Here is a 20,988-nt window from a genome sequence, read left to right as displayed (position 1 = left end):
TTGTTGTATCCGGGCGCCTATTTTTCCGGGCGATGCGTCACAATACGCCGGCATGCGCCCTGGCTCGCAGGGGTCGGCGCCTGCGCGCGCGGGTTGGGGAAGGGATGCGTTCAGAATGTCCCGCCAGCCTGCCGGACCTGGTTTATGGGGTCGGTTTGTCGATTCATTTCGCTACTAAAACATAACGGAGCATAAAGGTGAGTGTGAGCCAACATCGCCGGAAAGATGCGCCTACTGCCCGTCAGCGCTGGTCAACGCTGGCCGTCACGGCTCTGGGCCTGCTGCTCGCGCAGCCGGCCGCGTATGCCGCGGGGTTCGGGCAATTGCGGGTTCAGTCGAATCTGGGGCAGCCGCTGCAGGCTGAGATCGACATCAGTGGGGTGACTGCCGAGGAGGCCAACGGGCTCAGCGTCAAGCTGGCGCCGCCGTCGGCCTATGCCGCGGCTGGGCTGACCTATTTGCCGGCGGTCGGCAGCCTGAAGCTGGACATCGAGCGCCGGCCCAATGGCAGCTACGTGGCGCGGGTCAGGTCGACCCAGCCGATCAGCGAGCCGTTCGTCGACATCCTGGTCGACATGAGCTGGTCCAGCGGCAAGGTGTCGCGCGCCTATACCTTCCTGCTTGACCCCGCCGGGTCCAAGCCTTCCAACCTGGCCTTCTCGCCGTCGACGGTGGTGCCGGCCGCGACGCCGGATGCGTCGCCCGCGGCCCCGCCGCAGGCAGCGGCGCCTGCCGCTACGGCGCCACAGCAAGCCGCACCGGCCGCCTCCACGGAGGCCGCCAAGCCTGCGGCGCCCGCACGCCCGGCCCGCCAGAGTGCCAGGCGCGCTGCGCCGGCCGCTGGCGCCAGCAGCGAGATGGCGCCCGGCGGCGGCTATACCGTACAGCGCGGCGACACGCTCTATGCGATCGCAAGCGAAGCGGTGCAGGGCCAGGAATCAGTGTCGCTCGACCAGATGCTGGTCGCGCTCTATCGCAACAATCCCAACGCCTTTATCGGCGGCAATATGAACCGGCTGCGCAGCGGCGCGGTGCTGCAGGTGCCGACCGCGCAACAGGCGCAATCCGTCACGCCGAAGGCCGCGCGCCGCGAGGTGGTGGCGCGCACGCAGGGCTTCGATGCCTACCGCAGCCGCCTGGCCAGCGCTGCCGCCGCCAGGGCGGTCGAGCCCGACAGCGGCCGCCAGCAGTCCGGCAACGTGACCGCCCGCGTGCAGGAGCAGGCCGCGCCGACCACGGCGCGCGACGAGCTCAAGCTGAGCAAGGCCGAGCGTGGCGCGCAGGCCGATGCCGCCGCCAGGGCCGAAGCCGGTGTCGCACGCGACCGCCAGCTCAAGGAAGCCCAGGACCGTCTGGCGCAACTCGAAAAGAACGTCGGCGACATGCAGAAGCTGCTCGAGCTGAAGAACGCCGAGATCGCCAAGCTGAGCCAGGCCAACCAGGCCGCGCTGGCCGAGAAGGACAAGGCGGTCGCCGCAGCCAAGGCTGAAGCGGCGGCGCCCGCTGTGGTGGCGACCCAGCCGCCAAAGGCGGATGCGGCAGCCCCGACAGCGCCCGCCACCACAGCAACGCCCGCGGCCAGCGCCCCGGCGCCGGTGACCGCCGGCGCCAGCGCCGCCGACGCCACGGCGCCCGCCGCGGTGGCGGCCGCAGCCTCGGCCCCGGTCGCCGCTGCAGCCAGCACCCCGCAGACGCCTGCAGCCGCATCGGCACCGGCCGCCAGGCCGGTACCGCCGGTGGCCGTCCAGCCGCCGCAGCCGGTGGCCGGGCCGTCGTTCCTCGACGGCCTGCTGGCCAATCCGATGCTGCTGCCCGGCGGTGGCCTGCTGGTGGCGCTGCTCGGCGTCTACGCGATCTATCGCCGCCGCCAGCAACAGAAGACCAGCGAGACCAGCGGTTTCGGCGACAGCATCCTGTCGCAGGAAAGCACGGTGATGGCAGGCGCCAACTCGCTGTTCGGCACGGCCGGCGGGCAGAGCGTCGATACCTCGCAGCACAGCGTGTTCGGCGCGGACTTCCGCATCGGCAACAACACGCCGGAAGCCAACGAGGTCGACCCGATCGCCGAGGCCGAGGTCTATATCGCCTACGGGCGCGATGTGCAGGCGGAGGAAATCCTGCGCGAAGCCCTGGAGAAAAACCCGGAGCAGCAGCCGGTGCGGCTCAAGCTCCTGGAGATTTACAGCAACAGACAGGATGTGGAAGGGTTCCGCGTGATTGCAGAAGAAATGTTCGCCCAGACCGGCGGACACGGTGCGGAATGGCTGAAGGCAGCAGAAATGGGGCGCGCGCTCGAACCGGGCAACGCGCTGTACATGGCGGTGACGGCCCAGGCCGCGGGGCCGGAGACGGCGTCGCCGGTCATAGACCAGTGGCGCACGCGCGATCCATCGCACGATCCGGCGTCGATTCCGCGGCTGGAGCCCTCGCTGGGCGACCTGGCGCTGCCGCTGGATGCCTTCCCGGCGCCGGCGGCGGGGGATCCGATCGTCGCGCCGGCTTCCGCGGCGATGGTGTTCGGCGCTGACGACGACCGCACTGAGCCCGCAGTTCGCCTTGATCAGGAGCTGGACCTGCCGCCGGCGAGTGCCGACCCGCTGGCCGACGTGCCGAGCCTCGATACGCCCACGCGCGGCCGACCGCTGGAATTCGACATGTCGGGCCTGTCGCTCGACCTCGGCACCGGCACGCAGGAGCCCACGCCTTCGAAGGCTCCGCTCGACGAGGCCACCATGCCGCTGCCCGCGCCGACCATGCTGCGCGACGGCAAGCTGACGGAGCCGATCGACCTGGAACGCGTGGCGGCCGAAAGCAGCGGCGATACCGCGCGCGGGGTGTCGCCCAGCACGCTGTCGACCGATGGCGTCGACGCCGCACGGGACATGCAGATCAAGCTGGACCTGGCCCGCGCGTATATCGAGATCGGCGACAAGGAAGGGGCGCGCGAGCTGCTGCAGGAAGTGGTCGAGCAGTCGCAGGAACCGCTGCAGTCCGAAGCCCGTTCGCTGCTGCTCGAAGTGGCCTGAACGGTGGGCTGAGCTATCATTGTCGGTCCGGCCGCGGCACGCGCTGCCGCGGCACGAAGCGATGCGCCGGAAGCGTCCCTTCCGGCGCATTTGCTTTTCTGGCGGGCCATCGATCCCATGGCCCGCCGCCGCACTGCCTGATCCCCTGACATGAACCGCATCGCTCTTGGCCTGCACTACGACGGCGCCGCCTTTTCGGGCTGGCAGTCGCAGCCGCACCGCAATACCGTGCAGGATCACCTGGAAGACGCCATCGAGCGCTTTGCCGGCGTGCGCCTGCTGACCACCGTGGCGGGGCGCACCGATACCGGCGTGCATGCGCTGGGCCAGGTCATCCACCTCGACACGACGCTCGAGCGCGAGCCCTTTTCCTGGGTGCGCGGCGTCAACGCCTTCCTGCCGCCATCGATCGCGCTGCAGTGGGCGCGCCCGGTCGACGAGGGCTTCCATGCCCGCTTCCTGGCGTTCGAGCGCATGTACTACTACGCGCTCTACACCGGCCCGAACCGCGTACCGCTGGTGCAGGGCCGCGCCGGCTACCAGATGCTGCCGCCGGGCCAGCGGCTCGACGTCGGTGCGATGCGCGAGGCCGCCGCCTGCCTGGTGGGCGAGCACGATTTTTCCGCCTTCCGCGCCGCCGAATGCCAGGCCAAATCGCCGGTCAAGACCATGTATGACGTCACCATCCGGGACGACGGCAACTGGGTGTTCCTGCGTTTTCGCGCCAGCGCCTTCCTGCACCATATGGTGCGCAACCTGATGGGGTGCCTGGTGGCGGTGGGACGCAAGCGCTACCCGCCGCAGTGGCTGGCACAGGTGCTGGCCGGACGCGACCGCAAGCTGGCGGCACCGACCTTCATGCCCGATGGCCTCTACCTGGTGGACGTCAAGTATCCTGATGCTTACCAGATCCCCGCGGGCGACCCGTCCGCGAGCCTCTTCCATGGAGTGTTCGATGACACAGCCTGAGGGCACTGCCGCGCACATGCGGCCCGCCCGCACCCGTATCAAGATCTGCGGCCTGACCCGCGAGGACGACGTGCGTGCCGCGGTCGACGCGGGTGCCGATGCGATCGGGCTGGTGTTCTATCCGAAGAGCCCGCGCTATGTCGACGTGGCGCGCGCCGCCGCGCTCGCCGAAGCCGCCGGTCCCTTCGTCGCGGTGACCGGCCTGTTCGTCAACGCCGACCTGGAAGACATCGCCCACGTGGCCGAGCGCGTGCCGCTGACGCTGCTGCAGCTTCACGGCGACGAGACCCCGCAGTTCTGCACCCAGGCGTCGCAACGCTGCCGGCTGCCCTTTATGCGCGCCGCCCGTGTGCGCCCGGGGCTCGATTTGGTAGAATTCGCCGATCAATACCGTGATGCCGCTGCCCTGCTGCTCGATGCCTTCGTCGAAGGCTACGGCGGTGGCGGCCACGTCTTCGACTGGACCCTGATACCCCAGGCATGGCTTCCGCCCACTGCTCCGGCCACAGCGCCGGCACCCAGCAACCCGAACGGAAACGGCGCTCCTCGCATCGTTTTGAGTGGTGGGTTGAACGCGCAAAACGTCGCTGGCGCGATTGAACGCGTGCGGCCCTACGCTGTAGATGTCAGCAGCGGGGTAGAGGCCGCCAAGGGCGTGAAGGACCACGCCCGCATTGCCGCGTTCGTGCGCGCTGTCCGCAGTGCCGAGGCAGGATGAACCGGGCGGGAACTCCGATTCCAGTCCATGCCGCCCGTGCGGGCACCGCGCACCCCAGTCAACCAGGCGCCCTTGCCGACAGAGAGGCAAGGCCGCTGTTCCGAAGAGCCTAGACATGTACGACCTGCCCGATTCCCGTGGCCATTTCGGCCCCTATGGCGGCACCTTCGTTTCCGAGACGCTGGTCCACGCGCTGGATGAGCTGCGCGAAGCCTATGCGCACTACCAGAAGGACCCGGAGTTCGATGCCGAATTCCGCCGCGAGCTGAAGCACTTCGTCGGCCGCCCGTCGCCGATCTACCACGCGCAGCGCTGGAGCGAGATGCTCGGCGGCGCGCAGATCTACTTCAAGCGCGAAGACCTCAACCACACCGGCGCGCACAAGATCAACAACGTCATCGGCCAGGCGCTGCTCGCCAAGCGCATGGGCAAGCCGCGCGTGATCGCCGAGACCGGGGCAGGGCAGCACGGCGTGGCCACCGCCACCATCGCCGCGCGCTTCGGCATGGAGTGCGTGGTCTACATGGGCGCCGAGGACGTCAAGCGCCAGGCCGCCAACGTCTACCGCATGAAGCTGCTGGGCGCGACCGTGGTGCCCGTGGAAAGCGGCTCGCGCACGCTCAAGGACGCACTCAATGAAGCCATGCGCGACTGGGTCACCAACGTCGAGAACACGTTCTACATCATCGGCACCGTGGCCGGCCCGCACCCGTATCCGATGATGGTGCGCGACTTCCAGTGCGTGATCGGCGAGGAAGCCAAGGTGCAGATGCCGGAGATGACCGGGCGCCAGCCGGATGCGGTGATCGCCTGCGTCGGCGGCGGCTCCAATGCGATGGGCATCTTCTATCCCTATATCGAGCACCAGGACGTGCAGCTGATCGGCGTCGAAGCCGCCGGCGACGGCCTCGATACCGGCCGCCATGCGGCCTCGCTGACCGGTGGCACGCCCGGCGTGCTGCACGGCAACCGCACCTACCTGCTGCAGGACGACAACGGCCAGATCATCGAGACGCATTCGGTGTCCGCGGGCCTGGACTATCCCGGCGTCGGCCCCGAGCACGCCTGGCTCAAGGACAGCGGCCGCGCGCAGTACGTGCCGATCACCGACGAGGAAGCGCTGAAGGCCTTCCACGACTGCTGCCGCATCGAGGGCATCATCCCGGCCCTGGAGTCCAGCCACGCCATCGCCTATGCCTGCAAGCTGGCGCCGACGCTGCCCAAGGACAAGCTGCTGCTGGTGAACCTGTCCGGGCGCGGCGACAAGGACATGCACACCGTGGCCGAGCGCGCGGGGCTCAAGCTCTGATGCGCGCGCTGCCTCATACCGCCGGACTGGCCGTGGGCGGGGCGGATGCCCTGCCTGCGCATCCCGAAGCGCCGCCGCTGCAGCTGTTCCAGGAAGACATGTTCGAGGGCATTGCCCGCCTGCCGGACGGCTCGGTCGACCTGATCGTCGCCGATCCCCCGTACGGCCTGGGCAAGGACTACGGCAACGATTCCGACCTGCTGTCGGGCCAGGCGTATCTCGACTGGTCCGAGCGCTGGATGGATGCGGTCGTGCCCAAGCTCGCGCCCAGGGGCACGCTCTACCTGTTCTGCACCTGGCAGTATTCGCCCGAGCTGTTCGTGATGCTCAAGCGGCGGCTGACGATGATCAACGAGATCATCTGGGACCGCCGCGTGCCCAGCATGGGCGGCACCACGCGCAAATTCTCATCGGTGCACGACAACATCGGCTTCTTCGCCCGCGCGCGCGACTACTACTTCGATCTCGACCCGGTCCGCATCCCGTACGACCCCGAGACCAAGAAGGCGCGCAGCCGCCCGCGTTTCGAGGGCAAGAAGTGGCTGGAGGTTGGCTACAACCCCAAGGACCTGTGGAGCATCTCGCGCATCCACCGCCAGGACCCGGAGCGTGCCAACCACCCGACGCAGAAGCCGCTGGAGATCGTCGAGCGGATGGTGCTGTCGAGCTGCCCGCCGGGCGGGCTGGTGCTCGATCCGTTTGCCGGCAGCGGCACCACCGCGGTGGCCTGCCTGCGCCACGGCCGGCGCTTTGTCGGGTATGAGATCAACCCGGAATACGTGCAGGTGGCGTGCGCGCGCGTGTCAGCCGCCGCGCAGGCGATGCCGGCCATCGAACCTGACGCCACCCCAACCCTGGCCGCCGCCAATGACGATGCCTCGCCGGCGCCGCGGCCTCACCTGATTCCCTGATATGTCCCGTATCCAGAAGACGTTCGCGGCGCTGGCCGCGCAGCAGAAGAAGGGCCTGATTCCGTTTATCACCGCCGGCGATCCCGAGCCGGGCCTGACCGTGGCGCTGATGCACGCGCTGGTGGCGGGCGGCGCCGATGTGATCGAGCTGGGCGTGCCGTTCTCCGACCCGATGGCCGACGGCCCGGTGATCCAGCGCGCCTCCGAGCGCGCGCTGGCGCAGGGCGTGTCGCTGACGCAGGTGCTGCAGTGGGTGCGCGAGTTCCGCCAGACCAACGCCGAAACCCCGGTGGTGCTGATGGGCTATGCCAACCCGATCGAGCGCATGGGCGAGCAGGCGTTTGCCGCGGCCGCGCGCGAGGCCGGCGTCGACGGCGTGCTGGTGGTCGACTATCCGCCCGAGGAGTGCGAGTCGTTCGCCACGCTGATGCGCGACAACGGCATGGACCCGATCTTCCTGCTGGCGCCGACCTCGACCGATGCGCGCATCGAAGCGGTGGCGCGCGTGGCCAGCGGTTACCTGTACTACGTGTCGCTCAAGGGCGTGACCGGCTCGGCCGCGATCGACCTCGACAGCGTGGCGGCGCGGCTGCCGCTGATCAAGCAGCACGCCAACCTGCCGGTGGGTGTAGGCTTCGGCATCCGCGATGCGCAGACCGCGCGCGCGATCGGCAGCGTGGCCGATGCTGTCGTGATCGGCAGCCGGCTGGTGCAGCTGCTGGAAGACACGCCGCGAGAGCAGGCGGTGGCGACGCTGCGGGCGTTTATCGCTGAGATCCGCGAAGCGCTGGACCGCTGAAGTGATGTAATCCCGGCCCGATGGTCGCTCAAAAGTGGCTCGCCGTTCTCAAGCGGCGTGTTCCGCTTAGAGCTCCCCGGCCCGGCGTGGTAAATTTGCGGGTTGATTCCCTGCCATCCGCCGATGTTCGCCCTGACAGAGGGTTTGCCGGCGGACCGCAGCTATCCGAAAGGAGCTTTCATGAGCTGGTTGGATAAACTCCTGCCCCCCAAGATTCAACAGACCGACCCCCGCACCCGCAAGGGCATCCCGGAGGGGTTGTGGGTCAAGTGCCCGTCGTGCGAGTCCACGCTGTACCGGACCGACGTCGAGGCCAACCTGCACGTCTGCCCCAAGTGCGACCACCATATGCGCATCAGCGCGCGGGCGCGCCTGGATGCGCTGCTCGACGCCGAAGGCCGCTATGAGATCGGCCAGGAAATCGTGCCGGTCGACGCGCTCAAGTTCAAGGATTCCAAGAAGTACCCGGACCGCATCAAGGCGGCCATGGACGACACCGGCGAGACCGACGCCATGGTGGTGATGGGTGGCGCGATCCACACCATCCCGGTGGTGGCGAGCTGCTTCGAGTTCGAGTTCATGGGCGGCTCGATGGGCTCGGTGGTGGGCGAGCGCTTCGTGCGCGGCGCGCAGGCCGCGCTCGAGCAGAAGGTGCCGTTCATCTGCTTTACCGCCACTGGCGGCGCGCGCATGCAGGAAAGCCTGCTGTCGCTGCTGCAGATGGCCAAGACCACCGCGATGCTGAACCAGCTCAGCGCGAGCAAGCTGCCGTTCATCAGCGTGCTGACCGACCCGACCATGGGCGGCGTATCGGCATCGTTCGCCTTCCTGGGCGACGTCGTGATCGCCGAGCCCAAGGCGCTGATCGGCTTTGCCGGCCCGCGCGTGATCGAGCAGACCGTGCGCGAGAAGCTGCCCGAAGGCTTCCAGCGTTCGGAGTTCCTGATCCAGAAGGGCGCCATCGACATGATCGTCGACCGCCGCAAGCTGCGCGCGGAACTGGCGCAACTGCTGGCGCTGCTGCAGAAGCAGCCTGCGGACGCGGTGGCATAAGCCGTATCGAACGGTTGGAGCGAGGGCGCGGGCGTTGACCGCGCCTTTTGCTTTTGCTGGACGCGATCGCCGGGCAGTACGCTGCGCGGGGCGCGGCCAGGCTTGACTTTGAGGCCATCTGGCCAAATCTAGTAGCAAAGCATTCCGAGCACCCCCATGCCTGTCTTCCACACCCTTCCCGAATGGCTAGCCCATCTCGAAACCGCCCACCCCGTGGGCATCGACATGGGCCTGACGCGCATCACGCGCGTGAAGGAGGCCCTCGGGCTGCGCATTGACGCGGTGGTGTTCACCGTGGGTGGCACCAACGGCAAGGGCTCGACCTGCGCGATGCTTGAGCGCATCCTGCTGGAGGCGGGCTACAAGGTCGGCTGCCATACCTCGCCGCACCTGATCTCGTTCAACGAACGCGCGCGCATCAACGGCGAAATGGCCACCGATGCGCAGTTGCTGCCGCATTTCGAGGCAGTCGAGCGCGCGCGCACCAGCTTTGCCGACCCCATCAGCCTGACCTATTTCGAGTTCACCACGCTGGCGATCATCCATGCCTTTGCCGGGGCCGGGCTCGACGCGATCATCCTCGAGGTGGGGCTGGGCGGGCGGCTGGATGCGGTCAATGTGATCGATACCGACTGCGCCATCATCACCAGCGTCGATATCGACCATACCCAGTACCTGGGCCATACCCGCGAGGAGATCGGCTTCGAGAAGGCCGGCATCTTCCGCCCGGGCGTGCCGGCGATCTGCGGCGACCCGGTGCCGCCCAAGTCGCTGGTGGCGCACGCCGAGGCCATCGGCGCCGAGCTGTGGCTGGTGGGCCGCGATTTCCATTTCCAGGCCGCCAAGGGCCAGGAGCGGCAGCAATGGGACTGGAGCGGCGGCGACCGCAAGCTCAACGGCCTGGGCTACCCGGCGCTGCGCGGCGCCAATCAGTTGCTGAATGCGGCCGCGGCACTGGCTGCGCTGCAGGCCATGCGCCCGCGCCTGCCGGTGAGCGCACAGGAAGTCCGCAACGGACTGGCCTTCGTGGAACTGCCGGGGCGCTTCCAGGTGCTGCCGGGACGGCCGGCGGTGGTCCTCGACGTGGCGCACAATCCGCATGCGGCGGCCACGCTGGGACAGAACCTGGAGAATATGGGCTTCTTCCGCTACACCTACGCGGTGTTCGGCTCGATGCAGGACAAGGATATCGCCGGGGTGCTGCAGCACGTGGCCGACAAGGTCGACCACTGGTGCCTGTGCGACCTGCCGACGGAGCGCGCGGCCAGCGCCGCCGACCTGCTGGCGAAGCTGGAGGCGAACGGATTCCGCCCCGGCCCCGATGCCACCGCGGCGTGTTTCTCCAGCCCGGAGGCGGCATTCCGCGACGCCATCGAGCGAGCCACCGAGAATGATAGAATTCTGGTCTTCGGATCGTTCTATACCGTCGCCGGCGTCATGGCCTATCGGGCCACGCAGGCGAACTGAAGCGCCAGGGCTTTCCTGCGCTGAAGGACCAATCCCGACGATCATGGGCGCTCGCTGAGCGGCAACTGCAAGGACCGGCCCCCATGGCCGTCGCACCGAACCAATCTATGGGCCTGCTTTCGCTGTTTTCTTCCCGCAAGGGCAACGACCCGGCACCAGAGCGTGCGCGGCGCCAGCGCACCGACCCGGGTGCAGGCATTGCTTCGTCGCGCCGCCTGGCCGAGGAATATGCCGACGACACGCTGGACCCTGAATTCCCGCAGAAACAGCGCGCACGCCGCCGCCTGATCGGCGCCGTGGTGCTGGTGGTGGCAGCCGTGATCGTGCTGCCGATCGTATTCGAGACCAAGCCGCGGCCGGTGTCCGACGATGTCGCGGTCAAGGTCACCAACGGGGTGACCGGGTCCTCGCAAAAGCCCAAGGTGGAGCCGCGCAAGGCCGACCCGCTGCCGCCCACGTCGTCCACCTCGTCCCCGCGCAACGACGCGGCGGCGCTGGACGCCGGCGAGGAAATCGTCAGCACGCCGCAGAAGCCCGCGGCCACGGCCGCGGCTGACAAGCCCGCCGACAAGCCGGCCCAGCGCGCCGAGGCCAGGCCCGAAGCCAAGCCCGCCGGCAGCGGCAAGTACCTGATCCTGATCGGCGCGTTCTCGTCCGAAGAACGGGCGAAGAACTGGCTCGCCAAGCTCAAGGCGAGCAAAGTGCCGGCCTATGTCGAGAAGAAAGTGCTGGCCGATGGCGAGCGCATCCTGCTGCGTGCCGGCCCCTTCAGCGACCGCGAAGCCGCCGACGCCGCCGACAAGCGCGTGCGCGCGGTCGGCCTGACCTCGCGGGTCGTGGAACAGTAAGGGCCTACGCGGCCTGCGCACGAGCGTAGCCGCAAGCAAACGATGCAGCCGACTTTCTTCGATTACGCCGTGGTCTTCATCCTGCTGGCCTCCGCCATGCTGGGCGTGCTGCGCGGCCTGGTGCGCGAGGTGCTGTCGCTGATCGGCTGGGTGGTGGCGTTCTGGATGGCGTTCCGCTTCGGCGCGGTGGCAGCGGGCTGGATGCCCGAGTCATTGCCGGGCGGCGAACTGGCCCGTCATGCGCTGGGCTTCGTGGTGGTGCTGATCGGCACCGTGCTCGGGGCCTCGCTGGCCGGCATGGTGGTCGGGCAGCTGCTGGAGAGCACCGGGCTCAAGCCGGCCGACCGCGGGCTGGGGCTGGTATTCGGATTGCTGCGCGGCGCGCTGCTGGTGATGGTGATGGTCACGCTGGCCAGCCTCACCAAACTGCCGGAAGAACCGTTCTGGCGCGACGCGGTGAGCCGCCCTTATGTGATGCAGGCCATGGAAAGCGTGAAGCCATGGCTGCCGCCGGAGCTGGCGAAATACGTCAAGACATGAAGCCGGGCATGGTGCCCGGCAGGTAGTAACCAACGCAGGCCTTGAGGTCCGGAACAGTGCCGGACCAGGCTGCGCCCCCTGATTCAAAGCCTTTCCTGGGAGCTTGGCAATGTGCGGTATCGTCGGTGTGGTTTCAGCCACGCCTGTCAACCAATTGATTTACGACAGCCTGCTGTTGTTGCAACATCGCGGACAGGATGCTGCCGGCATCGCCACCGCCAACGGCAGTACTTTCCACATGCACAAGGCCAACGGCCTGGTGCGCGATGTCTTCCGCACCCGCAATATGCGCGGCCTGCCGGGTGCCGCAGGCATCGGCCAGGTGCGCTACCCGACCGCCGGTTCGGCGTCGAGCGAGGAAGAGGCGCAACCGTTCTACGTCAACGCGCCGTACGGCGTGATCCTGGCGCATAACGGCAACCTGACCAACTGGGAGCAGCTGCGCGAGGAGATGTTCCGGCGCGACCGCCGCCACATCAACACGCACTCCGATACGGAAGTGCTGCTGAATGTGCTGGCTGACGAGCTGCAGCGTGCCAGCAGCGGCATGGCGCTGGACCCGGACACGATCTTCAGGGCAGTGAGCGGCCTGCACCGCCGCGTGCGCGGCTCGTACGCGATTGCCGCGCAGATCGCCGGCTACGGCATGCTGGCGGTGCGCGACCCGTTCGGCATCCGCCCGCTATGCCTGGGCAGCATCGAAACCCCGACCGGCAAGGAATGGATGGTCGCATCCGAATCCGTGGCGCTGGAAGGCATCGGCTACAAGCTCGAGCGCGACGTGGCGCCGGGCGAAGCGATCTTCATCGACCTGGACGGCAAGCTCTATAGCAAGCAGTGCGCCGACAACCCGGTGCTGACGCCCTGCATTTTCGAGTACGTCTACCTGGCCCGCCCGGATTCGTGCATCGATGGCGTGCCGGTCTACGATGCGCGACTGCGCATGGGCGACTACCTGGCCGAGAAGATCCGCGAGGAAGTGTCGGCCGGCGACATCGACGTGGTGATGCCGATCCCGGATTCCAGCCGTCCGGCCGCGATGCAGGTGGCCAACCGCCTGGGCGTGAACTACCGCGAAGGCTTCTTCAAGAACCGCTATGTCGGCCGCACCTTCATCATGCCCGGCCAGGCGGTGCGCAAGAAGTCAGTGCGCCAGAAGCTCAACGCCATGGGTGTCGAATTCAAGGGCAAGAACGTGCTGATCGTCGACGACTCGATCGTGCGCGGCACCACCTCGTTCGAGATCGTGCAGATGGCGCGCGACGCGGGCGCCAACAAGGTGATCTTCGCCTCGGCCGCGCCGCCGGTGAAGTTCCCCAATGTGTACGGCATTGACATGCCGACTCGCAGCGAACTGGTGGCCCACAACCGCACGCACGAAGAAATCGCGAAGATCATCGGCGCGGACAAGCTGGTGTACCAGGACGTGGAAGCGATGAAGCAGGCGGTGCGCGACATCAACCCGGCCCTGAGGGACTTCGACGCGTCGTGCTTCGATGGCCGCTATATCACCGGCGATATCGACGAGGCCTACCTGGACCGCCTGGAAACGGCGCGCAGCCAGGCCGACCGTGACGGCACCGGCGATACCGAGCGCTCGCAGCTGCACCTGCAGCGTTCGGGCGGCAACGAGTAAGCCGGTCGCCGTCCGCGCCCCCGCGCGTTGACGAATGCGGAGCCCGGCCGTAACATGGCCGGGCGTCGATTTGATAGTCAGCTTGCGGACGCGGGTCCAGCCCGAAACAGCTAAAGAGATGGCGGTCGAGATGGCGGTCAGCAACGTTTGCCGGTTTGCGCAGTCCCTGCACAACTGGCCGAGCCACCGCCACAGCCTGCCGAAGGCCTCCGCAGAACAGCAAGCCCGTCGATCCGACCACCCGATCGCACGGGCTTTTTTCATGGCCGCGCGCTTGTCCACCGCACAGGCGCCGGCCCGTTGAAACCACCGCATTCGCGCGGGTACGACCGCGCTACCAGCATGAACGAACCGCTCAATCCCGAATCGCTCGGCATCGATACCCTTGGCGTGCGCGCCGGCACGCTGCGCAGCGAATTCATGGAGCATTCCGAGGCCATGTACCTGACCTCGAGCTTCTGCTTCAACAGCGCCGCCGAAGCCGCCGAACGCTTCGTCAACTCGGAAGAGGGCTTCACCTACTCGCGCTTCACCAACCCGACCGTGTCGATGTTCCAGTCGCGGCTGGCCGCGCTGGAAGGCGCGCAGGCCTGCATGGCGACCGCGTCGGGCATGAGCGCGATCCTGTCGGTGGTGCTGTCGTCGATGCAGGCGGGCGACCACCTGGTCAGCTCGCGCGCGATCTTCGGCTCGACCATGACGCTGTTCAACAACATCTTCGGCAAGTTCGGCGTGGAGACCACCTACGTCGATCCGACCGACCTGGCTGCATGGCGCGCTGCGGTGCGCCCGAACACCAAGCTGTTCTTCCTGGAAACGCCGTCGAACCCGCTGACCGAAGTGGCTGACATTGCCGCCGTGGCCGAGATCGCCCATGACGCCAACGCGCTGCTGGTGGTGGACAACTGTTTCTGTTCGCCGGCGCTGCAGCAGCCGATGAAGTTCGGCGCCGATATCGTGGTGCATTCGGCCACCAAGCATATCGACGGCCAGGGCCGCGTGCTGGGCGGCGCGGTGCTGGGCACGCACGATTTCATCATGGGCAAGGTGTTCCCGTTCGTGCGCACCGCAGGCCCGACGCTGTCGGCGTTCAACGCATGGGTGCTGCTCAAGGGCATGGAGACGCTGGCGATCCGGATGGAGCGCCATTCGGCCAGCGCGCTGGCGCTGGCGCAGTTCCTGGAGTCGCACCCGGCGGTGGCGCGCGTGTTCCACCCCGCGCTGAAGTCGCACCCGCAGCATGAGATCGCGATGCGCCAGCAGAGCGGCGGCGGTGCGATCGTGTCGTTCGAACTGAAGGGCGCCACGCCCGAGCAGCAGCGTGCCAACGCCTGGCGCGTGATCGACAGCACGCGGCTGTGCTCGATCACCGGCAACCTGGGCGATACCCGCACCACCATCACGCACCCGTACACCACCACGCATGCGCGCGTGAGCCCCGAGGCCAAGGCGGCCGCGGGCGTGGGCGAAGGGCTGATCCGGCTGGCGGTAGGGCTGGAGTCGGTCGCGGACCTGAAGGCCGACCTGCTGCGCGGCCTGGGGGACTGACGCGGGTTACTGCGCCGGCTGCGGCGGCGCGGGCTCGTCGCTGCCGGCCACGGCTTTCACGCCGGCGGCAGTGACGTCATAAGTGGTTTCCACCGCGGTCGAGGCAACGCTGACAGCGGCCGAGCCGACGGTGGCCGCCGTCGACACCGCGGCGCTGCCGACGGCCACGGTGGCACCGACGACCATGCAGCCGGATAGCGCGGCAGTCGCCAGGACGGCCCCCAACGCGAGGGCGGCGCGCTGCAGGGTGGCGGATTCTCCGCTATCGTTGCGAGCGGCACGGCGCAACGGGAATTTTCGGTATGGCATGGACACTGCTGGCCCTCGCGGGGCTGTTTGAGGTGGTCTGGGCGATCGGACTCAAGTACACCGACGGATTCACGCGGCTGGTGCCCAGCGCCATCACGCTGGCCGGCATGGCGATCAGCGTGGTGCTGCTGGCGCTGGCGCTGCGTCACATTCCGGTCGGGACCGGCTATGCGGTATGGACCGGTATCGGCGCGGTCGGCACCGCGATCTTCGGCATCATACTCTTCAACGAGCCCGCCACCGCGGCGCGCCTCGCCTGTATCGGCCTGATCGTGTGCGGGATTGCCGGGCTCAAGCTGGTGGGCAGCGCCTGAGCCCGGCGGTTTTCATTCAGCGCAGCAGGCGCCGGCGCAGCAGCACCAGCGAGGCGATCAGCGCCACCGCCGCATAGGCGGCCAGCACGCCGACATGCAGGCCGACGTCGTCGAGCGGCCGGCCCAGCATCAGCGGCCGGATCAGCGCGACCGCATGCGACAGCGGCAACAGCTTGGTGGCCGCCTGCACGCCTTCGGGCAACTGCTCCAGCGGGAAGAACACCCCCGACAGCAGCAGCATTGGCGTCATCACCAGCGTCTGGTAGAACATGAAGAAGTCATAGCTCGGCGCCAGCGCGGTGACGATCATCGCCAGCGCCGCAAAGGCGATGCCCGCCAGCACGATCACCGGCAGCGCCAGCAGCGCGCCGGGCATCTGCGCATAACCGAGCGCGCCCGCCACCAGCATGATCGCCAGCCCCGACAGCACCGCCTTGCTGGCCGCCCAGAAGATCTCGCCCAGCACCACGTCGCCCAGCGTCAGCGGCGCGTGCATGATCGCTTCCCAGGTGCGCTGCACATGCATGCGCGAGAACGCCGAGTACATCGACTCGAAGCTGGCCGACATCATCACGCTCGAGGCGGTGGTGCCGGCGGCGAGGAAGGCGATATACGAGACGCCGTTGACCTGGCCCACCATCAGCCCCAGCCCGAGGCCCAGGCCGAACAGGTAGATCATCGGGTCGGCCAGGTTGCCGATCATCGACGGGATGGCCAGCTTCTTCCACACCATGTAGTTGCGGTACCAGACCATCATCCAGTTGCGCATATTGCGCGGCAGCAGCGGCTGCGGATAGGTCTGGCGCGCACCCGCCGCGGCGCGGTCGCGGTGGCGCGCAGTCACGGCAGCGGTGCTTTCGGGGGTATCCGCGCGGGGATCCTGTTCGCTCATGTCCGTCCCTCGGTTCAGTCCCGCATCTCGCGGCCGGTCAGCTTGAGGAACACATCCTCCAGGTTGGCCGGGCGGTGCAGGTAGCGCACGCCGCTCCTGCCGTGCAGCGCGGCCAGCAGCGGGGCCGGCTCGCGCACGTAGCAGAACAGCGTCTCGCCGCTCATTTCGGTGCGCTGCGCCAGCGGTGTCAGGCTGCCGCGCAGCGTGTCCAGTTCATCGCCATAGACTTCGACCACATCGCAGCCGATCTGGCTGTCGATCAGCTCGTGCGGCTTGCCTTCGGCGATCTTGTGCCCGCCGTCGATCACGCACAGGTAGTTGCACAGCCGCTCGGCTTCTTCCATGAAGTGCGTGGTCAGCAGGATGGTCTTGCCGCTGGCCATCAGTGACTTGAGCCGCTCCCAGATCAGGTGGCGCGCCTGCGGGTCCAGGCCGGTGGTGGGCTCGTCCATCACCAGCAGGTCGGGGTCGTTGATCAGTGCGCGCGCCACCGTCAGGCGGCGGCGCATGCCGCCGGAGAGGTCGCGCACCTGCGCGTCGGCGCGGTTCTCCAGCCGGGCGAATTCCAGCAGCATCGGCACGCGCCGCTCGATCTCGGCGGACGACAGCCCGAAGTAGCGTCCGAAGATGCGCAGGTTCTCTATCACCGAGAAGTCCGGGTCGAGGTTGTCGAACTGCGGCACCACGCCCACGCGCATGCGCGCCTGCGGCGCGCGCTCCGGGATGGGCTCGCCGCACAGCGTCAGCGTGCCGGCCATGGGCGTGGTCAGGCCCAGCAGCAGGCGCAGGGTCGTGGTCTTGCCGGCGCCGTTAGGGCCCAACAGCCCGAAGCACTGGCCGCGAAACACCTGCAGATCGAGGTCGTCGACCACGACCGTGTCGCCGTATTGCTTGCGCACCTTGCGCAACTGGAGGATGGCAGTCAAGACAGGGTCCGGTGGCGCGCCCGCAGCGGGGGCGCAATATCCGCCATTATGCCGGTCATTGGAAATGCGCTCAGGTGGCGCAGTGCAGCAAAGGCCTCGGCAGGGAAAGCGGCAGGGAAAGCGGCAGGGAAAGCGGCAGGGAAAGCGGCAGGGAAAGCGGCAGGGAAAGCGGCAGGGAAAGGCGCGCGGGCATAAAAAAACCGCCAGCGAACTGGCGGTTTTTTATGCCTTGCTGCCGGAGCAGCAGGCGGCGAGGCGTGCCCGAATCAGTACAGCTTCTTGGGCAGCATCTGCATGCGCAGGCGCTTGCGCAGGCGTGCTTCGGCGGCCTTCTTCTTGCGCTTGCGCTCGGTCGTCGGCTTCTCGTAAGCGGTACGGCTCTTGAGTTCAACGATCAGGCCAGTCTGCAGAATGGCGCGACGGAAGCGGCGCATTGCAACTTCAACGGGCTCACCGGGTTTCAAGACGATCTTAGTCAATTCAGTCCTTTAGGGGATTGCCGCGGTAGCGGCGGGTTCACACGGGGGGAAACTGCGGTCGCCGAAGCGACTGGTATTGCACGCGGGGCATCTGCCCTCGTGCACCCCCGCGAACCTGAAAGATGTGGACGTTTCAGTCCGTGCAACCAGTGTCAGGGGTGATAGCGCCAGGTCCGAAACAACTGGAGCCTGACAGTACCGGTTTCCATGAAAGCTATACGCCCGTAACTATGGCATGTATACGACGCCACTGTCAAGAATGCAGTGCAATGCGCGTAACGGGCCGGGGCGGCCCCCGTAACGAGAGAGTCGATCTTGCCGCACATTGGCACGGTGCATGCCATCCCCTGCGTGGCACAATCTGGCTGCGTCCCCGCCGCTCCAGGCGGAGGACCTCGCAACCATGCCCGAGCAGCGCCAACCCGACCGTCCCGATCCCGACCAGCTGCTGCAGAGCCTGCAGGCCGCCGGCGTGCGCGCCGCGCGCGGGCGGCTGCGCATCTACTTCGGCGCCTCGGCAGGGGTAGGCAAGACTTTCGCGATGCTGGCTGCCGCCCGCGCCCAGCGCGAGCAGGGCACCGACGTGGTCATCGGCGTGGTCGAATGCCACGGTCGCGTTGAAACCGAGGCGCTGGCCGACAGCATCGAGCACGTGCCGCTGCGCCGTGTGGAATACCGTGACCGCGCGCTGCAGGAGTTCGATCTCGATGCGGCGCTGGCGCGCCATCCCGCGCTGATCCTGGTCGACGAACTGGCGCACAGCAACGCGCCGGGCAGCCGCCATCCCAAGCGCTGGCAGGATATCAGCGAACTGCTGTCGGCGGGCATTGACGTCTGGACCACGGTTAATGTCCAGCATCTGGACAGCCTCAACGAAGCGGTGGCCGGCATCACCGGCATCCGCGTGCGCGAGACGGTGCCCGACGCGGTGTTCGACGATGCCGACGAAGTGGTGCTGGTCGACCTGCCAGCCGACGAACTGCTGCGCCGGCTGCGTGAAGGGCGCGTCTACGTGCCCGACCAGGCGCGCCACGCGGTGCGCCACTTCTTTCGCAAGGGCAACCTGATCGCGCTGCGCGAACTGGCGCTGCGCCGCACCGCCGACCGTGTCGACGATGACGTGCGCGCCTATCGCCAGGAAGCGTCGATCGAGCCGGTCTGGCGCACCCGCGAAGCGGTGCTGGCCTGCATCGGCCATGGCGGCGATGCCGCGCAGGTGGTGCGCAGCGCGCGCCGGCTGGCCGGGCAGCTCGATTGCGAATGCCATGTGGTGACGGTGGCGGTGCCGCGGCTGGCGACCGTGCCCGCGGCGCAGCGTGAGCGGCTCGACGAGGCGATGCGGCTGGCCGAGGCGCTGGGCGCGCGCACCGAGACACTGGCCGGCAGCGATATGGTCGCCGCGGTGGCCGGCTATGTACGCCGGCATAACCTGACCAAAGTCGTGCTCGGCCGCACGCCGGCGCGCTGGGGTGCCGGCGATGCCTCGCTGCCCGGACGTGCACGCATGCTGCTGGCGCGCGCGCTGGCGCCGTGGCTTGGCGCACGCGCGTGGCTGTTCGGCCGGACCAGCTTTGCCGATGCGCTCGCCAACGCGTGTCCCGAGATCGATGTGATCCGCGTAGCGGCGGACCGTGGGCACCATGACGCGCCGGTCGAAGCGCGCTCGGGCACCAAGCCAACGCAGGATGACGCCCACCCCTCGCATCTGGCCGGCCTGCTATGGGCCGTGGCCTGGTGCGCCGGCGCCACCGCGGTGTCAGCGCTGGCGCGGCCATGGTTCGACCTGGTCAATATCGCCATGCTGTTCCTGCTGGCGGTGGCGGGTGTGGCGCTGCGGCATGGCCGTGGCGCCGGGGCGTTTGCATCGCTGGTGGCGGTGGGCGCTTTCGATTTCTTCTTCGTGCCGCCGAAGCTGTCGTTTGCCGTCAGCGACGTGCAGTACCTGGTGACCTTTTTTGTGATGCTGGCGGTGGGGCTGGTGATCGGCCAGCTCACCGCCGGCCTGCGCGAGCAGGCGCAGGTATCGGTGCAGCGCGAGACCGAGGCGCGTACGCTGTACGAGCTGGCGCGCGAGCTGTCGGCGGCGCTGACGGACGAGCAGATCGTCGCCATCGGCAGCCGCTTCCTGCGTGCGGCGTTCGATGCGCGTGCCGCGTTCTTCCTGGTAGGGATGGACGGCCGGCTGCAGCCGGCGGTGGTCGATGCCGATGCCGGCGGCGAGGGGCATAGCGACGCGATCGACCACGTGCTCGCGCAATGGGTGTTCGACCACGGCCAGCCCGCCGGCACCGGCACCGACACGCTGCCGTCCGGCACCGTGCTGTACCTGCCGCTGAAGGCGCCGATGCGCGTGCGCGGCGTGCTGGCGGTGGAGCCGCGCACCTGGCGCGCGTTAGCGCAGCCGGCGCTGCGGCGCCAGGTCGATGCCTTCGCCACGCTGATCGCGATTGCGATCGAGCGGCTGCACTATGTCGAGGTCGCGCAGCAGGCGTTGCTGACGATGGAGTCCGAGCGCCTGCGCAGCTCGCTGCTGGCCGCGGTGTCGCACGACCTGCGCACGCCCCTGACCAGCCTGATCGGCATGGCGGAAACCCTGCAGCGCGGCGCGCCGCCGCTGGCGCCCGCAGTCGCCGACACCGTTGCCGCGATGCGCGACCAGGCGCGCCGCATGCAGGCGATGGTCGCCAACCTGCTCGACATGGCGCGGCTGCAAGGCCGTCGTGTGGCGCTGCGCAAGGAATGGCAGTCGTTCGAGGAACTCGCCGGCGCGGCGCTGGCATCGCTGCGCGATGCGCTGGCGCGGCACCGCGTGGTGGTGGCCGACCTGGCGGCTCTGCCGCTGGTGGAATGCGATGGCGTGCTGATGGAGCGGGTGCTGTGCAACCTGCTGGAGAATGCGGCCAAGTACACTGCGCCCGGCACCGAGATCCGGATCCGCGGCGAGGTCTCGGACGATGCCGTGCATCTGCTGGTCGAGGACGACGGCCCCGGCGTGCCGGCCGCGATGGCGCGCGCGGTGTTCGAGAAATTTACCCGCGGCGAGCGCGAGCCCGCCACCGCCGGCGTGGGCCTGGGACTGGCCGTATGCGAGGCCATCGTGCAGGCGCACGGCGGCACCATCCGGGTCGAGCCGGTGCATCCGCAGGCGGGGGCGGACCGGGCCGGCGCGCGCTTCGTGGTGACGCTGCCGCGCGGCAATCCCCCGGTGCTGGAGCCGGAGGTGGCCGGCATGCCGGCCTGAAGC

At 68.2% G+C, this 20,988-nt stretch carries 18 protein-coding genes; 14 read left to right on the top strand and 4 right to left on the bottom strand.

The window, feature by feature from the left end; translation table 11 throughout:
* Window positions 1-197 precede the first annotated feature (197 nt).
* From AB1I47_RS22630 to AB1I47_RS22575, 12 genes are all read left to right on the top strand, one after another.
* Window positions 198-3,026 (top strand): FimV/HubP family polar landmark protein, encoded by a 2,829-nt coding sequence (locus tag AB1I47_RS22630; RefSeq protein WP_354685950.1) that lies wholly within the window; start codon window positions 198-200, stop codon window positions 3,024-3,026.
* A 150-nt stretch (window positions 3,027-3,176) separates the two neighbouring features.
* Complete coding sequence (gene truA / locus AB1I47_RS22625; protein WP_354685949.1) at window positions 3,177-3,995, top strand: tRNA pseudouridine(38-40) synthase TruA; 819 nt, start codon at window positions 3,177-3,179, stop codon at window positions 3,993-3,995.
* Window positions 3,982-4,713, top strand: coding sequence for a phosphoribosylanthranilate isomerase (locus AB1I47_RS22620; protein ID WP_354685948.1), 732 nt, complete (start codon window positions 3,982-3,984; stop codon window positions 4,711-4,713). The genes truA and AB1I47_RS22620 overlap by 14 nt, the downstream gene beginning before the upstream one ends.
* A gap of 115 nt (window positions 4,714-4,828) precedes the next feature.
* Complete coding sequence (trpB, locus tag AB1I47_RS22615) at window positions 4,829-6,022, top strand: tryptophan synthase subunit beta (protein WP_354685947.1); 1,194 nt, start codon at window positions 4,829-4,831, stop codon at window positions 6,020-6,022.
* Window positions 6,022-6,933, top strand: a complete 912-nt coding sequence (locus AB1I47_RS22610) for a DNA-methyltransferase (protein WP_354685946.1) — start codon at window positions 6,022-6,024, stop codon at window positions 6,931-6,933. Before trpB ends, AB1I47_RS22610 begins: the two co-directional genes overlap by 1 nt.
* Window position 6,934: 1 nt before the next feature.
* Window positions 6,935-7,732, top strand: a complete 798-nt coding sequence (trpA, locus tag AB1I47_RS22605; RefSeq protein WP_354685945.1) for a tryptophan synthase subunit alpha — start codon at window positions 6,935-6,937, stop codon at window positions 7,730-7,732.
* 180 nt (window positions 7,733-7,912) lie between these two features.
* Entirely contained in the window at window positions 7,913-8,785 is an 873-nt protein-coding gene (gene accD, locus AB1I47_RS22600; RefSeq protein WP_354685944.1) for an acetyl-CoA carboxylase, carboxyltransferase subunit beta, read from the top strand.
* Window positions 8,786-8,941: 156 nt separating this feature from the next.
* Window positions 8,942-10,252: a bifunctional tetrahydrofolate synthase/dihydrofolate synthase gene (gene folC / locus AB1I47_RS22595; RefSeq protein WP_354685943.1), complete on the top strand. Its 1,311-nt coding sequence runs from the start codon at window positions 8,942-8,944 to the stop codon at window positions 10,250-10,252.
* Between the two features lie 107 nt (window positions 10,253-10,359).
* The gene (locus tag AB1I47_RS22590) at window positions 10,360-11,100 is read left to right on the top strand and encodes an SPOR domain-containing protein (RefSeq protein ID WP_354685964.1); all 741 of its coding nucleotides are present in this window, start codon (window positions 10,360-10,362) and stop codon (window positions 11,098-11,100) included.
* A gap of 42 nt (window positions 11,101-11,142) precedes the next feature.
* The gene (locus tag AB1I47_RS22585; protein ID WP_354685942.1) at window positions 11,143-11,640 is read left to right on the top strand and encodes a CvpA family protein; all 498 of its coding nucleotides are present in this window, start codon (window positions 11,143-11,145) and stop codon (window positions 11,638-11,640) included.
* A gap of 109 nt (window positions 11,641-11,749) precedes the next feature.
* Window positions 11,750-13,276, top strand: a complete 1,527-nt coding sequence (purF, locus tag AB1I47_RS22580) for an amidophosphoribosyltransferase (protein WP_354685941.1) — start codon at window positions 11,750-11,752, stop codon at window positions 13,274-13,276.
* Window positions 13,277-13,618: 342 nt separating this feature from the next.
* On the top strand, window positions 13,619-14,824 hold the full coding sequence (locus AB1I47_RS22575) for an O-succinylhomoserine sulfhydrylase (protein ID WP_354685940.1): 1,206 nt from the start codon (window positions 13,619-13,621) through the stop codon (window positions 14,822-14,824).
* Between the two features lie 6 nt (window positions 14,825-14,830).
* On the opposite strand, the gene AB1I47_RS22570 is transcribed toward AB1I47_RS22575, so the two are convergent.
* Window positions 14,831-15,133 (bottom strand): hypothetical protein, encoded by a 303-nt coding sequence (locus AB1I47_RS22570; protein WP_354685939.1) that lies wholly within the window; start codon window positions 15,131-15,133, stop codon window positions 14,831-14,833.
* Between AB1I47_RS22570 and sugE the strand changes: the two genes are divergently transcribed.
* The gene (gene sugE / locus AB1I47_RS22565; RefSeq protein ID WP_354685938.1) at window positions 15,127-15,447 is read left to right on the top strand and encodes a quaternary ammonium compound efflux SMR transporter SugE; all 321 of its coding nucleotides are present in this window, start codon (window positions 15,127-15,129) and stop codon (window positions 15,445-15,447) included. The genes AB1I47_RS22570 and sugE overlap by 7 nt on opposite strands.
* Before the next feature lie 16 nt (window positions 15,448-15,463).
* Here the strand turns inward: sugE and AB1I47_RS22560 are convergent, their stop codons facing one another.
* The 3 genes from AB1I47_RS22560 to rpsU form a co-directional block, all read right to left on the bottom strand.
* On the bottom strand, window positions 15,464-16,339 hold the full coding sequence (locus AB1I47_RS22560; protein ID WP_354685937.1) for an ABC transporter permease: 876 nt from the start codon (window positions 16,337-16,339) through the stop codon (window positions 15,464-15,466).
* A 14-nt stretch (window positions 16,340-16,353) separates the two neighbouring features.
* Window positions 16,354-17,265, bottom strand: a complete 912-nt coding sequence (nodI, locus tag AB1I47_RS22555) for a nodulation factor ABC transporter ATP-binding protein NodI (protein WP_354685936.1) — start codon at window positions 17,263-17,265, stop codon at window positions 16,354-16,356.
* 266 nt (window positions 17,266-17,531) lie between these two features.
* Complete coding sequence (gene rpsU, locus AB1I47_RS22550; protein ID WP_008648415.1) at window positions 17,532-17,744, bottom strand: 30S ribosomal protein S21; 213 nt, start codon at window positions 17,742-17,744, stop codon at window positions 17,532-17,534.
* 403 nt (window positions 17,745-18,147) lie between these two features.
* Between rpsU and AB1I47_RS22545 the strand changes: the two genes are divergently transcribed.
* Window positions 18,148-20,985: a sensor histidine kinase KdpD gene (locus AB1I47_RS22545; RefSeq protein ID WP_354685935.1), complete on the top strand. Its 2,838-nt coding sequence runs from the start codon at window positions 18,148-18,150 to the stop codon at window positions 20,983-20,985.
* Window positions 20,986-20,988 lie beyond the last annotated feature (3 nt).

It is taken from the genome of Cupriavidus necator (assembly GCF_040578825.1).
In the GTDB taxonomy this organism is placed as follows: Bacteria; Pseudomonadota; Gammaproteobacteria; order Burkholderiales; family Burkholderiaceae; genus Cupriavidus; species Cupriavidus necator_E.
The sequence above is the reverse complement of the archived record's forward strand: the minus strand, read 5'-3'. Positions and strand labels throughout refer to the sequence as shown.

Excerpts from the sequence above, each read along its gene's own strand:
- AB1I47_RS22585 (WP_354685942.1), top strand. The coding sequence starts at position 11,143 with ATGCAGCCGACTTTCTTCGATTACGCCGTGGTCTTCATCCTGCTGGCC.
- AB1I47_RS22560 (WP_354685937.1), bottom strand. The coding sequence starts at position 16,339 with ATGAGCGAACAGGATCCCCGCGCGGATACCCCCGAAAGCACCGCTGCC.
- accD (WP_354685944.1), top strand. The coding sequence starts at position 7,913 with ATGAGCTGGTTGGATAAACTCCTGCCCCCCAAGATTCAACAGACCGAC.
- truA (WP_354685949.1), top strand. The coding sequence starts at position 3,177 with ATGAACCGCATCGCTCTTGGCCTGCACTACGACGGCGCCGCCTTTTCG.
- trpA (WP_354685945.1), top strand. The coding sequence starts at position 6,935 with ATGTCCCGTATCCAGAAGACGTTCGCGGCGCTGGCCGCGCAGCAGAAG.
- AB1I47_RS22590 (WP_354685964.1), top strand. The coding sequence starts at position 10,360 with ATGGGCCTGCTTTCGCTGTTTTCTTCCCGCAAGGGCAACGACCCGGCA.
- folC (WP_354685943.1), top strand. The coding sequence starts at position 8,942 with ATGCCTGTCTTCCACACCCTTCCCGAATGGCTAGCCCATCTCGAAACC.
- AB1I47_RS22575 (WP_354685940.1), top strand. The coding sequence starts at position 13,619 with ATGAACGAACCGCTCAATCCCGAATCGCTCGGCATCGATACCCTTGGC.
- purF (WP_354685941.1), top strand. The coding sequence starts at position 11,750 with ATGTGCGGTATCGTCGGTGTGGTTTCAGCCACGCCTGTCAACCAATTG.
- trpB (WP_354685947.1), top strand. The coding sequence starts at position 4,829 with ATGTACGACCTGCCCGATTCCCGTGGCCATTTCGGCCCCTATGGCGGC.
- AB1I47_RS22610 (WP_354685946.1), top strand. The coding sequence starts at position 6,022 with ATGCGCGCGCTGCCTCATACCGCCGGACTGGCCGTGGGCGGGGCGGAT.
- AB1I47_RS22545 (WP_354685935.1), top strand. The coding sequence starts at position 18,148 with ATGCCCGAGCAGCGCCAACCCGACCGTCCCGATCCCGACCAGCTGCTG.
- AB1I47_RS22570 (WP_354685939.1), bottom strand. The coding sequence starts at position 15,133 with ATGCCATACCGAAAATTCCCGTTGCGCCGTGCCGCTCGCAACGATAGC.
- sugE (WP_354685938.1), top strand. The coding sequence starts at position 15,127 with ATGGCATGGACACTGCTGGCCCTCGCGGGGCTGTTTGAGGTGGTCTGG.
- AB1I47_RS22620 (WP_354685948.1), top strand. The coding sequence starts at position 3,982 with ATGACACAGCCTGAGGGCACTGCCGCGCACATGCGGCCCGCCCGCACC.